General features: G+C 66.7%; 10 protein-coding genes. 7 read left to right on the forward strand and 3 right to left on the reverse strand.

The window, feature by feature from the left end; genetic code table 11:
• Positions 1–171: 171 nt before the first annotated feature.
• Entirely contained in the window at positions 172–375 is a 204-nt protein-coding gene (locus tag MGN01_RS10665) for a hypothetical protein (RefSeq protein ID WP_147046601.1), read from the forward strand.
• Here the strand turns inward: MGN01_RS10665 and MGN01_RS10670 are convergent.
• Positions 359–1,504 carry an amidinotransferase gene (locus MGN01_RS10670; RefSeq protein ID WP_373319216.1) on the reverse strand — a complete coding sequence of 382 codons (1,146 nt, stop codon included), beginning with the start codon at positions 1,502–1,504 and terminating at the stop codon, positions 359–361. The two genes, MGN01_RS10665 and MGN01_RS10670, sit on opposite strands and share 17 nt — an antisense overlap.
• Positions 1,505–1,753: 249 nt before the next feature.
• Between MGN01_RS10670 and MGN01_RS10675 the strand changes: the two genes are divergently transcribed.
• The 5 genes from MGN01_RS10675 (at position 1,754) to hpnK (ending at position 7,350) form a co-directional block, all read left to right on the forward strand.
• Entirely contained in the window at positions 1,754–2,881 is a 1,128-nt protein-coding gene (locus tag MGN01_RS10675) for an HpnL family protein (protein ID WP_147046603.1), read from the forward strand.
• On the forward strand, positions 2,872–3,495 hold the full coding sequence (locus tag MGN01_RS10680; protein ID WP_147046604.1) for an MlaC/ttg2D family ABC transporter substrate-binding protein: 624 nt from the start codon (positions 2,872–2,874) through the stop codon (positions 3,493–3,495). Before MGN01_RS10675 ends, MGN01_RS10680 begins: the two co-directional genes overlap by 10 nt.
• Positions 3,496–3,594: 99 nt before the next feature.
• A complete protein-coding gene (gene hpnI / locus MGN01_RS10685; RefSeq protein ID WP_147046605.1) occupies positions 3,595–4,791 on the forward strand; it encodes a bacteriohopanetetrol glucosamine biosynthesis glycosyltransferase HpnI in 1,197 nt (398 codons plus the stop codon).
• Positions 4,792–4,949: 158 nt separating this feature from the next.
• A complete protein-coding gene (gene hpnJ, locus MGN01_RS10690) occupies positions 4,950–6,383 on the forward strand; it encodes a hopanoid biosynthesis associated radical SAM protein HpnJ (RefSeq protein WP_147046606.1) in 1,434 nt (477 codons plus the stop codon).
• Positions 6,384–6,510: 127 nt separating this feature from the next.
• Entirely contained in the window at positions 6,511–7,350 is an 840-nt protein-coding gene (gene hpnK / locus MGN01_RS10695; protein ID WP_147046607.1) for a hopanoid biosynthesis-associated protein HpnK, read from the forward strand.
• A gap of 36 nt (positions 7,351–7,386) precedes the next feature.
• On the opposite strand, the gene MGN01_RS10700 is transcribed toward hpnK, so the two are convergent.
• Complete coding sequence (locus MGN01_RS10700; protein WP_147046608.1) at positions 7,387–10,041, reverse strand: MMPL family transporter; 2,655 nt, start codon at positions 10,039–10,041, stop codon at positions 7,387–7,389.
• A 541-nt stretch (positions 10,042–10,582) separates the two neighbouring features.
• Between MGN01_RS10700 and hpnH the strand changes: the two genes are divergently transcribed.
• Positions 10,583–11,749 carry an adenosyl-hopene transferase HpnH gene (gene hpnH / locus MGN01_RS10705; protein ID WP_147046609.1) on the forward strand — a complete coding sequence of 389 codons (1,167 nt, stop codon included), beginning with the start codon at positions 10,583–10,585 and terminating at the stop codon, positions 11,747–11,749.
• On the opposite strand, the gene MGN01_RS10710 is transcribed toward hpnH, so the two are convergent.
• Positions 11,699–12,373, reverse strand: a 675-nt coding sequence (locus tag MGN01_RS10710; RefSeq protein WP_147046610.1) for a phosphorylase family protein, incomplete at its 5' end; no start/stop codon positions are given. The two genes, hpnH and MGN01_RS10710, sit on opposite strands and share 51 nt — an antisense overlap.

Raw genomic sequence — 12,373 nt, forward strand, 5'->3', positions numbered from 1 at the left:
CCCGCCGCTGCGGCGGGCCGCGGCGCATCGGGTAAGGCAGCGCGGCAGGCCCAGCCGCATGCGGCCGACCGCCGCTGATCACGACGCATTGCCTGCGGGATGTGGCCGGCGCGATGCAGCGCCCGGCCCGCCCCTTGCTAAGCTTTGCCGGCTCGCCTCGGACGCGCCGCCATGCCGGATTTTGTCGCCACCCTGATCGCCGCGCTCGCCCTCTGCCTGGGGCTGATCGCGCTCAACGCGCTGACGCGCTGGACCATGCCACTCTGGCCGATCGCAGTCGACGAGAACGGATTGCTGCAGGTCGGCGGCGCGGTGCTGATCGCCCGCCTCGCGTGGAGGCGAGCGGTCAGGCCGATGCCTAGAAGTACGACTTGAGAACGCCGCGGCGGCGCACGTCGAGCGTGGCGCAGTGGAACGAGCCGCCGAACGGGCCGTAGCTGAGGAACGGCGCCGGGATTGGATCGAATCCCCAATCCTTGAGCGCCTTGATCAGCGTGGGCTGGCTCTGGTCGACGACGATCTTCTTCTCGTCGATGGCGAGCACGTTGATCGAGGTCCAGGGCGAGCACATCGAGATCTTGCTCATGAAGCCCTCGACCGGGTCGGGGCGGGGCGCGATCAGCACGTCCCACTTCTTGAGCACGGCCGGCAGCTTCTCGACATCGATATAGTCGGGATTGACCAGCACCTTGCCCGGCGCCAGCGGCATGAACGACGAATCGATGTGCATCGGCTGCGGGCAGCGGCTCTCGATCTCGTGGATGCGGAAGCCGGGGCCGAGGTGGCGGCGCAGCCACTCGATGCCCATCAGGTTCGTCACGTTCGAGCGGGTCACGAAGAGGTCGCGCCCGCAGCGCACGAAGTCGGCCGCGTCGAAGACCGGCTCGAACTCGTTGACCGTGAACTGCATAGGCTCGCCGGCCTTCAGGTTCGGCACCCGGTAGTCGTAGTTGTAGAGGTCGTCCGTCAGCTGAGGACGCGGCGCGGAGGTCCAGCGCGCGCCGGCGCGGAAGTACTCCTTGAAGAGCGAGCGGTAGGCATCGCCCTCGAAGTAGCGCGAGCGCCAGCACATCGGGCTCTCGATGATCTCGTCACCGATCACGAGGTACGGGTCGCGCGGGCAGGCGACGCAGAAGCCGCGCGAGGTCCAGCGCGGGGCCTTGTACTTGCGTGAGAAATCGACCGCGTCGGGCCGGCGCACCGTCACGCCCTCGCCCGCGAGGATCGAGATGAAGTTGTCGAGCTCGGCCTGGGCGAGCTTCTTCATGAACTTCGGATATTTCCAGCCGGAGGCCAGCCGATAGAACGGTTGGGCAGCGCGCGGCAGGTTGAAGATCACGGTGAGGTGGTGGGTCGGGATCGTGGCCCCATCGAGGGAGCCGACAATTACCTCCTCCAGGGGGTCCCACTCGTTCCAGGCCATAACCGGGCTCTGAGGCGCGGGGATGTCCGGCGAGAAGTCCTGAAGGCCAGTAAACGTTTGGGTCTGTGCATCTTCGAGCATGGCGTTCTCCGCCATGTTGGACGCATCGCGCTCCATGGATAATCCCCCCTCCGACAAAGGCTTGCGTTCTTTGTTATCAGACTGTTGCCGATGTGCCGCTTTGACCTTCAGTGTGTCTCTCGGGTGATAGACAGCGCTGTCTAAAGCTGCAACTTGCCTTGATCCTGTTCGCTCCGAACGGCTGATTTGAGCCGACATAGCGGCGCGCCAACAACACCTCGCACCATCGCCGGTAGCGGAAAGAGGGCCATGAAGCACCTCACGACCCTGGCACTGATCGCAGGCTTATGCACCGTCGTCGGGCTGTTCCTCTCTTCGGGGCTCGATGACGTGTGGACGGCTGTGCTCAGCGCAGGCTGGGGCGCGCTCGCGGTCATCGTCGCCCGCATTGCCGCCGTGGCCTGGGCCGGCCTCGGCTGGTTCGTCGTCTTCCCGAGCCGCGAACGCCCGAGCCTGCGCGACTGCGTCACCCTGCGTTTCGTGCGCGAGGGCATCAACACGCTGCTGCCCGTGGCGCAGGTCGGCGGCGACTTCGTCGGCGCACGCCTGCTGGCCAAGAGAGGCGTCTCCGGGAGCCTCGCCGGTGCCTCGATGTTCGTCGACCTGATGACGCAGGCACTGACGCAGCTCCTGTTCACGCTCGCCGGCCTCGGCATCCTGATCTGGCTCGCGGGCGACGGTCCCGTCGTGCGCACCGTGGCGGGCGGCCTCGTCGTTGCCGTACCGGCCCTCGCCGCCTTCTACCTCATCCAGCGCCGCAGCGGTCACCGCCTGATTCAGGCGGCCCTCACCCGCTTCGCCTCGGGCCGGGAATGGCGCGCGCTCGGCGCGGTCGACGTGCTCTACGCCAATCTGAAGCGCCTCTACGGCAACGGCGCGCGCTTCGGCAACGCGGTGTTCGTGCATCAGATCGGCTGGGTGATCGGCACCCTCGAAGTCTATGTCTGCCTGCATTTCATGGGCTACCCGGTCAGCTTCCTCGAAGCGCTGGTGATCGAGAGCCTGGCTCAGGCCGTGCGCGGCGCCGCCTTCGCGGTGCCCGGCGCCCTGGGGGCCCAGGAAGGCGGCCTGATCGCGCTCTGCGCCATCTTCAACATTCCCGCCGAGGTCGCCCTCGGCCTGTCACTGGTCAAGCGCGCCGCCGACCTCACCGTCGGCTTGCCGAGCCTGTTCCTGTGGCACCGCCTGGAAGGCCGCGCTCAGCGCGATGCGCGGGCAGAGACCGCCGAGGCCGAGTTCGACGGCATTCGGGACCAGATCATCGGACGGAGCTTCGACCAGGCCCCGGTCCCGGTTCCTTACAGCTACGCTGCCAACGGGCCCGGCCAGCCCCGTTCCGTCGATATCAAGCGCGGAGAGTTCAAGAAGTGCGCCTGACCCGTCGCAGCCTGCCCATCCTCGCCCTCATCGCCGGTTTCGCCTTCACCGGCGTGCCGCAGGGCGCGCGTGCGGAGACCGATCCGGCCGTTGCTGCCGTGACCAAGCTCTACGGCAAGGTCGAGGAGGCGCTGAAGAGCGGCTCGAGCGACCTCAAGAGCCGCATCGAGGTGATCGGCCCGACCTTCAAGGAGGTCTTCGATACGGCTGCGATGGTGCCTGTCGCCGTCGGCCCGAAATGGAAGTCGTTCAAGCCCGAGCAGCAGAACGCGGTCACCCAAACCTTCACCACCTACTTCACGACACTCTACGCCAACCGTCTGTCGCAGGCGGCCGGTGGCAAGTTTGACATCAAGCCCGGCACGGATGCGCGCGGCGGCAACAAGGTCGTGCACACCAAGATCACGACCAAGGATGGGGACGATACCGACGTCGACTACGTCGTGAACCCATCCAACAAGATCCAGGACGTGCTGCTCAATGGCAATGTCAGCGAGCTCGCCTCGATGCGCGCCGGATTCAACGATCCGGTGAAGAAGGGCGGCGCGGACGCCCTCGTGAAATATTTGAACGAACGCACCGAAGGCATGCTGGCCGCCAAACCAAAGCCTTGAACCACCCCGAGACGCTGACGCGCACGACCTTCTCGCGCCCAAGACGAATTCTCGCGTCGCCGGCGACACCCCCATCCTTCCGGACCGAGCATCCCCTACATGGACCTCACGAGCTTCTCGGACTGGATTTCTGCGTTTCTGCTGCTGCTGGCGCTCGGCGGCTGCGTCTATGGGCTGATGGCGGCGGCCATGGTCGGCCGTTTCGCGCGCCGCGTCTCCCCCGTTCTCCCTGAGGATGCCGAGCGTCCCTCGGTAACGATCCTGAAGCCGCTCTGCGGCATGGAGCCGAACCTCTATTCGAATCTCGAGAGCTTCTGCCGCCAGGATTATGCCGGACGCGTGCAGATCGTGTTCGGCGTCCAGAAGGCGACCGACCCCGCGATCGAGACCGTCAAGCGCCTGCGCGAGGCATTTCCGGCTCTGCGCCTCGATCTGGTGATCGATCCGAGCCAGCACGGCTCGAACCGCAAGGTCTCGAACCTCATCAACATGTCGGCTGACATTGCCCACGACATCGTGGTGCTCGCCGACAGCGATATGGTGGTGAAGTCGGACTACCTGGAGCGCATTGTCGCCGAGCTGTCGCAACCGGGTGTGACCGGCGTGACCTGCCTCTACCACGGCGTACCGGCCAATCGTGGCGTCTTCGCCCATCTCTCGGCGCTCGCCATCGACGTCCAGTTCGCCCCGAACGTCATCGTCGGCACGACGCTCGGCCTCGCCAATCCCTGCTTCGGCTCAACCATTGCGCTGACGAAGGCTTCGCTCGAGGCCGTCGGCGGATTCCGGGCCTTCAAGGACGATCTCGCCGACGACTACGCCATCGGCGAGGCCCTGCGGAAGCTCGGCGGCGAGGTCGCGATTCCAGCCTTCACCATCGGCCATACCTGCGTCGATACCGAGCTGTCCGGCCTCTGGAAGCACGAGCTGCGCTGGAACCGCACCATCCGCAATGTCGATCCGGCCGGCTATGCGGGCTCGGTCGTCACCCATGCCTTCCCGCTGGCGCTGATCGCTGCCCTGATGCCGGGCGCTGGCACCGGCGCGCTGACCCTGGCCGCCCTGGCACTGGCCTGCCGCATCCTGCTCTGCCTGCGGGTCGAGCGCGCCTTCGGGCTCACGCCCCACGCCTACTGGCTGTTGCCGATACGTGACATGCTGTCCTTCATCAACTTCACCTGGAGCTTCGTCTCGGGTGCGGTGACATGGAAAGGTCACGATTACCGGGTGGTTGCTGACGGGACGCTGATCCCGGAACACGCCATCGGTCATGAGACCGGCGCGACGTCGGTCTAAGCTTGTAAAAACTTTGAGTACCTAGGTATCGGGCGAGACGAACCGCGGTTCCTCGTTCGGAAATTGCCTCAATTCAACTGGTGGCGGACTGCAAATCGCCGTTTTCGGCCTGCACTCCATCATCATCCGCAAGAACACGATCCCGAGGCCGCTACTCGATGCGCACGCTCTTCCTCCAGGCCCCCACCTTCGACGGCTTCGACGGCGGCGCGGGTTCGCGCTACCAGGCCAAGCGCGAGATCAAGTCGTTCTGGTACCCGACCTGGCTGGCCCAGCCGGCCGCCCTGGTGCCGAACTCGAAGCTGATCGACGCGCCGCCTCACAACATCAAGCTCGCCGAGGTCGTGGCTCAGGCCAAGGATTTCGACCTGGTGGTGCTGCACACCTCGGTTCCGTCCTTCAAGTCGGACGTGAAGTGCGTTGAGGCGCTCAAGGCCGCCAACCCGAAGCTCATTGCCGGCCTGATCGGCGCCAAGGTCGCCGTCGATGCCCAGGGATCGTTGGCTGCGGCTCCGGCCGTCGACTTCGTCGCCCGCAACGAGTTCGACTTCACCGTGAAGGAAGTCGCCGACGGCGTGCCGATGTCGGAGATCAAGGGCCTCTCGTTCCGGGATGCCAACGGCAACATCGTCCATAACGAAGACCGTCCGATCATGACGGACATGGACCAGCTGCCCTTCGTCACGAGCGTCTATAAGCGCGACCTCGAGATGGAGAAGTACTTCATCGGCTACCTGAAGCACCCCTACATCTCGTTCTACTCGGGCCGTGGCTGCAAGAGCCGCTGCACCTTCTGCCTGTGGCCGCAGACCGTCGGCGGGCACACCTATCGCACCCGCTCGGTCGCCCACGTGATCGAAGAGATCAAGTATTGCCTGAAGGAATTCCCGCAGACGAAGGAGTTCTTCTTCGACGACGATACCTTCACCGATAACCTGCCCCGCGCCGAGGAGATCGCCCGCGAGTTGGGCAAGCTCGGCGTGACCTGGTCCTGCAACGCCAAGGCGAATGTGCCGCGCGAGACCCTGAAGGTGCTCAAGGAGAACGGCCTGCGCCTCCTGCTCGTCGGCTACGAGTCCGGCAATCAGCAGATCCTGAACAACATCAAGAAGGGCATGCGCGTCGAGGTGGCCGAGCGGTTCACCAAGGATTGCCACGACCTCGGCATCGCCATCCACGGCACCTTCATCGTCGGCCTGCCCGGCGAGACCAAGGAGACGATCCAAGAGACGATCGCCTTCGCCAAGCGCATCAACCCGCACACCATCCAGGTGTCGCTCGCCGCGCCGTACCCGGGCACCTTCCTCTACAAGCAGGCCGTCGAGAACGGCTGGCTCGACGTGGAGAATGCCGAGCTCGTCGACGAGAACGGCGTGCAGATCGCTCCGCTGCACTACCCGCACCTGTCGCACAGCGAGATCTTCGCGGCGGTGGAGGAGTTCTACAAGAAGTTCTACTTCCGGGCCCCGAAGATCGCCTCGATCGTCTCCGAGATGGTCCGCTCGCCCGACATGATGAAGCGCCGCCTGCGCGAGGGCGTCGAGTTCTGGCACTTCCTGCGGGATCGTCAGGGCACCTCCAAGGCGGCCTGAACCTTCCTCCATCACGCTCTTTCGCGGCCGGGCCTCACAGCCCGGCCGTTTTGCGTTATGGGGTCCGAGGCCTGAGGCCCCGGCGGGTCGAGGGCTTGCCTCTCGACACACCCTGCCAGGAGCCTGCGTGAAGCGCCTCGTCGTCACCGCCGATGATTTCGGGCTGAGCCTCGAAGTGAACGAGGCCGTCGAGCAGGCGCATCGCGAGGGCATCCTCACCGCGGCGAGCCTGATGGTCTCGGCGCCGGCCGCAGCGGATGCCGTGGCGCGCGCCCGGCGCCTGCCGAGCCTGCGCGTCGGCCTCCACCTCGTCCTGGTCGAGGCCTGGCCGACCCTGCCACCGGCGCAGCTCCCGAACCTCGTCGACGAGAACGGCCTGATGCGCCGGGACATGGGCCGCCTCGGCTTCGATCTCGCGGCGAAGCCCGCCGCGAGGCGCCAGCTCGCCGCCGAGATCACCGCGCAGTTCGAGGCCTACAGGGCCACCGGCCTGCCGCTGGACCACGTCAACGCCCACAAGCATTTCCACGTGCATCCGCTGATCGCGGGCGCGGTGCTGGCCATCGGCGCGCGCTACGGCATGCGGGCGATTCGCGTGCCGCGCGAGCCGCGCGCCATCCTGCGCCGCGCCGAACCCGGCTGCCGCCCGCGCCCGGCCCTCGACATCGCCCCCTGGGCCGGCCTGCTCGCCGCCCGCGCCCGGCAGGCGGGCCTGCTCATTCCGGATCGCACGCTCGGCCTCGCCTGGTCCGGCGCCATGACCCCGGCCCGCGTGGCCGCCCTGCTGCGCCACCTGCCCGAGGGGCTGACCGAGCTCTATACCCATCCGGCCACCGCCGGCGGCTTCGCGGGGGAAGCGCTGGGCTACGCCTATGCGGCGGAGCGGGATGCGCTGGTGGCGGCGGAGTCGCGGGCTGCGGTGGCGCGGGTGGGAGCGGTGAGCGGCGGCTTTTCGGATTTCGCCTAGGAAGGCTTGCCGGCGCTCATTAGAGCGCCGCGCCCCTTACTTCGCCGCCACCGTCTCCCGCACCTTCGCCTCCGACGCCGGCAGCTTGCCCGCATCCCGACCCTCGGGGCGGTCAGCGTCGGGCTGGACCGGGGGTGGGCCGAGGAAGGCGGGCACCACGAAGAAGGCGGCGACCAGCGTGAAGAACAGCGACAGCGCGAGCAGCTTGCCCATACTCGCCGTACCCGGATGGCTCGACAGCATCAGCGAGCCGAAGGCGGTGCCGGTGGTGAGCGCCGAGAAGAAGATCGCCCGGGTCAGGCTCGAGGCCAGCATGTCGGCCACGCCCGCCCTCCAGGCGATCACGTAGTAGATGTGGAAGGCCACGCCCACCGCGAGCATCAGCGGCAGGGCGATGATGTTGGCGAAGTTGAGCGGCATGCCGAGGATGTAGAGCGCCATCAGCGTCCACAGGGTAGCGAGCACCAGCGGCCCGAGCGTCATGGCGACGTCCCAGGGTTTGCGCAGCGCCACCGAGAGGATGATGAAGATCAGCGCCAGCGCAGTCAGGCCGGCCTGGATGAAGGCGCCGAGGATCGTGTAGCTCGATTCCGTCGTGGCGATCGGTGCGCCGGTGGCGTGCGGCGCCACGGTCTGCACCTCCTTGGCGAAGCGGCGCAGCACCTCGTCGTCGTTCGAGTCGCCCTTCGGATGCACCTCGATCCGCGAGCGCCCGTCGGCAGTGACCCACTCGGCCTTGAGCTGCGGCGGCAGGTTCTGCAGCGTGATCTTCTCCGGCGTCAGCAGGCCGCCGAGGCGGCGCAGCAGCGTTTTGAGGTCGGTGGTCAGAGCGACCGAGGCAGCCTCGCGCGTGGCGACGGGGGCGTTGGCGAGCTTGTCCAGCGTCGCCGACAGGCTGCCCGCGGCCTTCGCGCCGGCGGCCTTGCCGTCGTCGAGGCCCTTCAGGGCCGTGGCCGTCTCCTTGATCGCCTTGACGTTGTCGGCGTCGCTCGGCGGCGGCTGCTTCTTGCCGGGGTTCAGGGCCGGACCGAGAAGCGACGCCGTCTCGGCGATGGTCTGCAGCTTCTGGTCCTGGTCGCGCGGCACGAAGGTGTCGATGTCGATGACCTTGGCCACGGAATCGAGCTTCAGCAGCTTGGCGACGAGTTCGGGGACGGCGTCCACGTTCGGCGCCAGCACGTCGACCGTGTTGGGGCTGGTCGCCGGGTCCTTGATCAGGTCGAGATAGGTGGCGATGGATTCGACCTTCGGACTGCGCAAGTGCATCGGGTTCGAATCGAAGGGCAGCTTCAGGAGCAGCGGGATGCCCGCCACCGTGAGCATGCCGACGCCGACCAGCACGTATTTGCGGTTCTCGACGATCCAGTGGTCGACGCCCGCCATCCAGGTGGTTTCCACGGCGCGCTTCTCGCCGCGCGGGTGGAACACCGCGATCAGCGCCGGCAGCAGCGTCAGCGCGAACAGATAGGCCACGATCATGCCGACACCGGCGATCAGGCCGAGCTCGGACACGCCGCGGAACTTGGTGGGCAGGAAGGCGAAGAAGCCGGCGATCAGCGAGATCGCGGCGAGCGTCAGCGAAATGCCGACCCCTCGCGCCGCCGCCCGGATCGCACCCTCGACATCGCCGACCTCGTAACGGTCGGCGCGGTAGCGCACCGCGAACTGGATGCCGAAATCGATGCCGAGTCCCACGAACAGGGCGGCGAAGGCCACCGAGATCGGGTTGAGCTCGCCCACCATCAGCAGGCCGAGCGCCGCCGTGACCACGAGGCCCGCGAAGGTGGTGATGATCACCGCGATCACGAGCGGAGCCGAGCGCAGGGCCAGGAACAGGAACAGGACGATGGCGCCAACCACCACCGCGTTGTTCACGAAGGCGTCGTCGGAGAGCGTTGCGAACTCGTCGTCGGCCACAGCGACGGGGCCCGTCAGGCGCATCTGCAGGCCCTCGGCCTGCGTGATCTTGAGGTCCTGTGCCACCTTGCGGATGAGCTTGGTCGCCTCGCGGCCCGGCTCCAGTGCGTTGTAGTCGAGCACCGGCTGGATCATCACGAACTTGCGCTTGTCCGTGGTCTCGGACTTGCCGTTGGCGAGGAGCTCCTGCCAGGACATCCGGGCGGGCTTGCCGCTGAGCACCGTCTGAAGCGTTTCGTCGATCCGGGTCATCGGCTGCTCGAGATCCTCGAGCTTGGCATCGCCGGATTTCACGCCGCGCGCCCCTTGGCCGAGCACGCGCATGATGCCGCGCAGGGACGGATCGGCGGCGAGCGGGCCGAGCAGGCCCTGCTGCTGGATCAGCGACTCTGTGGTCTTCTCGAGTTCCTCCTGCGACATCAACAGGAGGCCGTTCTTGTCGTAGAACGGGCCGCCATCCGGCCGATAGACAGTCTCGATCTTGTCCTTATGGACGGCGAGCGCCTTGCTCAGCTCGACGGCCGCCTCTTCGGCGATCTCCGGCGTGCGGCCGTCGATGACCGCGACCACGAGGTTGGAACGCTGTGGGAAGGCCTTCTCGAACTGGATCTCGTCCTGGCGCCACGGTACGCTCGGCTCGATCAGCCGTTCGACATCCGTGTTGATGCGGAAGAGGTGGGCCGCGACACCACCGCTCGCCGCCGTGATCAGCGCGATGAGGGCGATGACGAGCCAACGGCGCTGTACGGAAAACGCGACGAGACGTTCGATCACGCGGTGTCCTGCCTACCTCGATCTGACCCTGACGCCGCTGGGGCGCCGGGCGGCGGATGCCGCCGTTTCGTCCCGAAAGCCGGCATCTCCGCCGGCATTGAGAGGTTCGCCTCTCCAGCTGAACCGCGGCTCGCGGAAAACGCTCCCGCTGACCGTAAAGGCCGGGCGGCCGATCTAAGACGATGCCTCTCGATGGGGCGCTAAGTACTGGTCCCCGCCCGGGAATGCAACGCGGCCGCAATTTCTTGCAGCCGTCGGCCCGCTCATGCTGTATTGCATTGCAGCATTGCACTGGCAGCCTGAGCCGGCTTGAAAAGGATTCGCGGAGAACGATCTGCCGCCACAGGCGGTTGAGGCCGCCATCAGGAGCTCGATCTGCGGATCTTTCGTGGCTCCTTCGACACGACGACGAAGATACGGAAGTCGGACCGCCCTTTTTCGGCCACTTCAACTTGGTTCCGGACTACATCCCTGGAATTCAGAAATTTTTCGCGCTAAGCAGCCCCCTCGTTTGATGGGGCCAAAGCAAAGGAGCCGCGTCTTGGGAATCCCCATTCGGTACGTCGCGAAGATCGGCGGCTACATCCTCAAACAGCACCTCACCGGACGCAAGCGCTACCCGCTCGTCATGATGATGGAACCGCTGTTCCGCTGTAATCTCGCCTGTGCCGGCTGCGGCAAGATCGATTACCCGGACGAGATCCTGAACAAGCGCCTGCCGGTCGACGAGGCGCTGGAATCCGTGCGCGAGTGCGGTGCACCCGTCGTCGTGATCGCCGGCGGCGAGCCGCTTCTGCACAAGGATCTGCCGCAGATCGTGCAGGGCATCATCGCGCAGAAGAAGTTCGTCATCGTCTGCACGAACGCGCTGCTGCTCGAGAAGAAGATCAAGGACTACAAGCCGTCGCCCTACTTCACCTGGTCGATCCATCTCGATGGCGACAAGGACATGCACGACCAGTCGGTCTGCCAGCGCGGCGTCTATGACAAGGCCGTCGCGGCGATCAAGAAGTCCAAGGAACTGGGCTTCCGCACGACGATCAACTGCACGTTCTTCAACAACTCGCAGGCCGACAAGATCGCCGACTTCTTCGACAGCGTGACGAAGATGGGCGTCGACGGCATCACGGTCTCGCCGGGCTACGCCTACGAGCGTGCGCCCGACCAGCAGCACTTCCTCAACCGCCAGGCCACCAAGAACCTGTTCCGCGGCGTCTTCCGCCACGGCAAGGAGAAGGGCCGCGAGAAGTGGACCTTCCAGCAGTCGGGCCTGTTCCTCGACTTCCTGGCCGGCAACCAGTCCTACCATTGCACGCCGTGGGGCAACCCGACGCGCACGGTCTTCGGCTGGCAGAAGCCCTGCTACCTGCTGGGCGAGGGCTATGCCGCGACCTTCAAGGAGCTGATGGAAGAGACCGACTGGGACGCCTACGGCACCGGCAACTACGAGAAGTGCGCTGACTGCATGGTCCATTCGGGCTACGAGGCCTCGTCGGTGGTCGACTCGGTCAAGAAGCCCTGGAAGCCGGTCATCCACGCCCTGCGCGGCGTGAAGACGGAAGGCGAGATGGCTCCGGAGATCAGCCTGGAGAACCAGCGTCCGGCCGAATACGTGTTCTCCCGCAACGTCGCCCAGAAGCTCTCCGAGATCAAAGCCTCAGGCGTCGACACCAAGCGCGAGACCCAGAAGCGCGCGAGCGCGGCCTAAACCACGGAACGCCTCGCCCGAATCCCGGGCGAGGCGCACCAGGTCTCCGATGCGCGCCTCCCGGCGCAGCAGGGCGGCGAGCACCGCCGGCACATCGGGATCGCCGTTCGGCTTGAGGGCCGAGGCGGCGAAGGCGGGCAGGGAACGCTCCGCCGGATCGCAGACCACCCGCAAGACTGCGAAGGGCAGGCCGCGCTGCGCCGCATAATCCGCGGCCACGTGCGATTCCATGTCGACGGCTGCAGCGCCGGTCCGGGCGGCGAGAGCGGCCTTGGCCCCGGTCGTCATGACGGCGGCCTCGACGCCCGCCACATCCCGCACGACGACGCGCCGTCCGAGCCCCGAGACACGCCCCGCATGGGCTTCGACGATCCGCGGATCGCAGGGCAGACGGCGGCCGTCCTCGACCACCACCGCCGTACCGATCACGACATCGCCGGGAGCGAGGCTCGGGTCGAGCCCGCCCGCGATGCCGAAGCTGATCACGGCACGATAGGGCGCGCCTCGGAGCACCGCGAGCCGGTCGCGCAGGGCGGCCGGCCGACCGCCGGCCTGAACCGTCTCCACGCCCTCGCCGGCCGCGATCCGGGCCTCGCGGGCAAGACCCGCGACGGCGAGGACGGG

The organism is Methylobacterium gnaphalii (assembly GCF_007992215.1).
Lineage (GTDB): Bacteria > Pseudomonadota > Alphaproteobacteria > Rhizobiales > Beijerinckiaceae > Methylobacterium > Methylobacterium gnaphalii.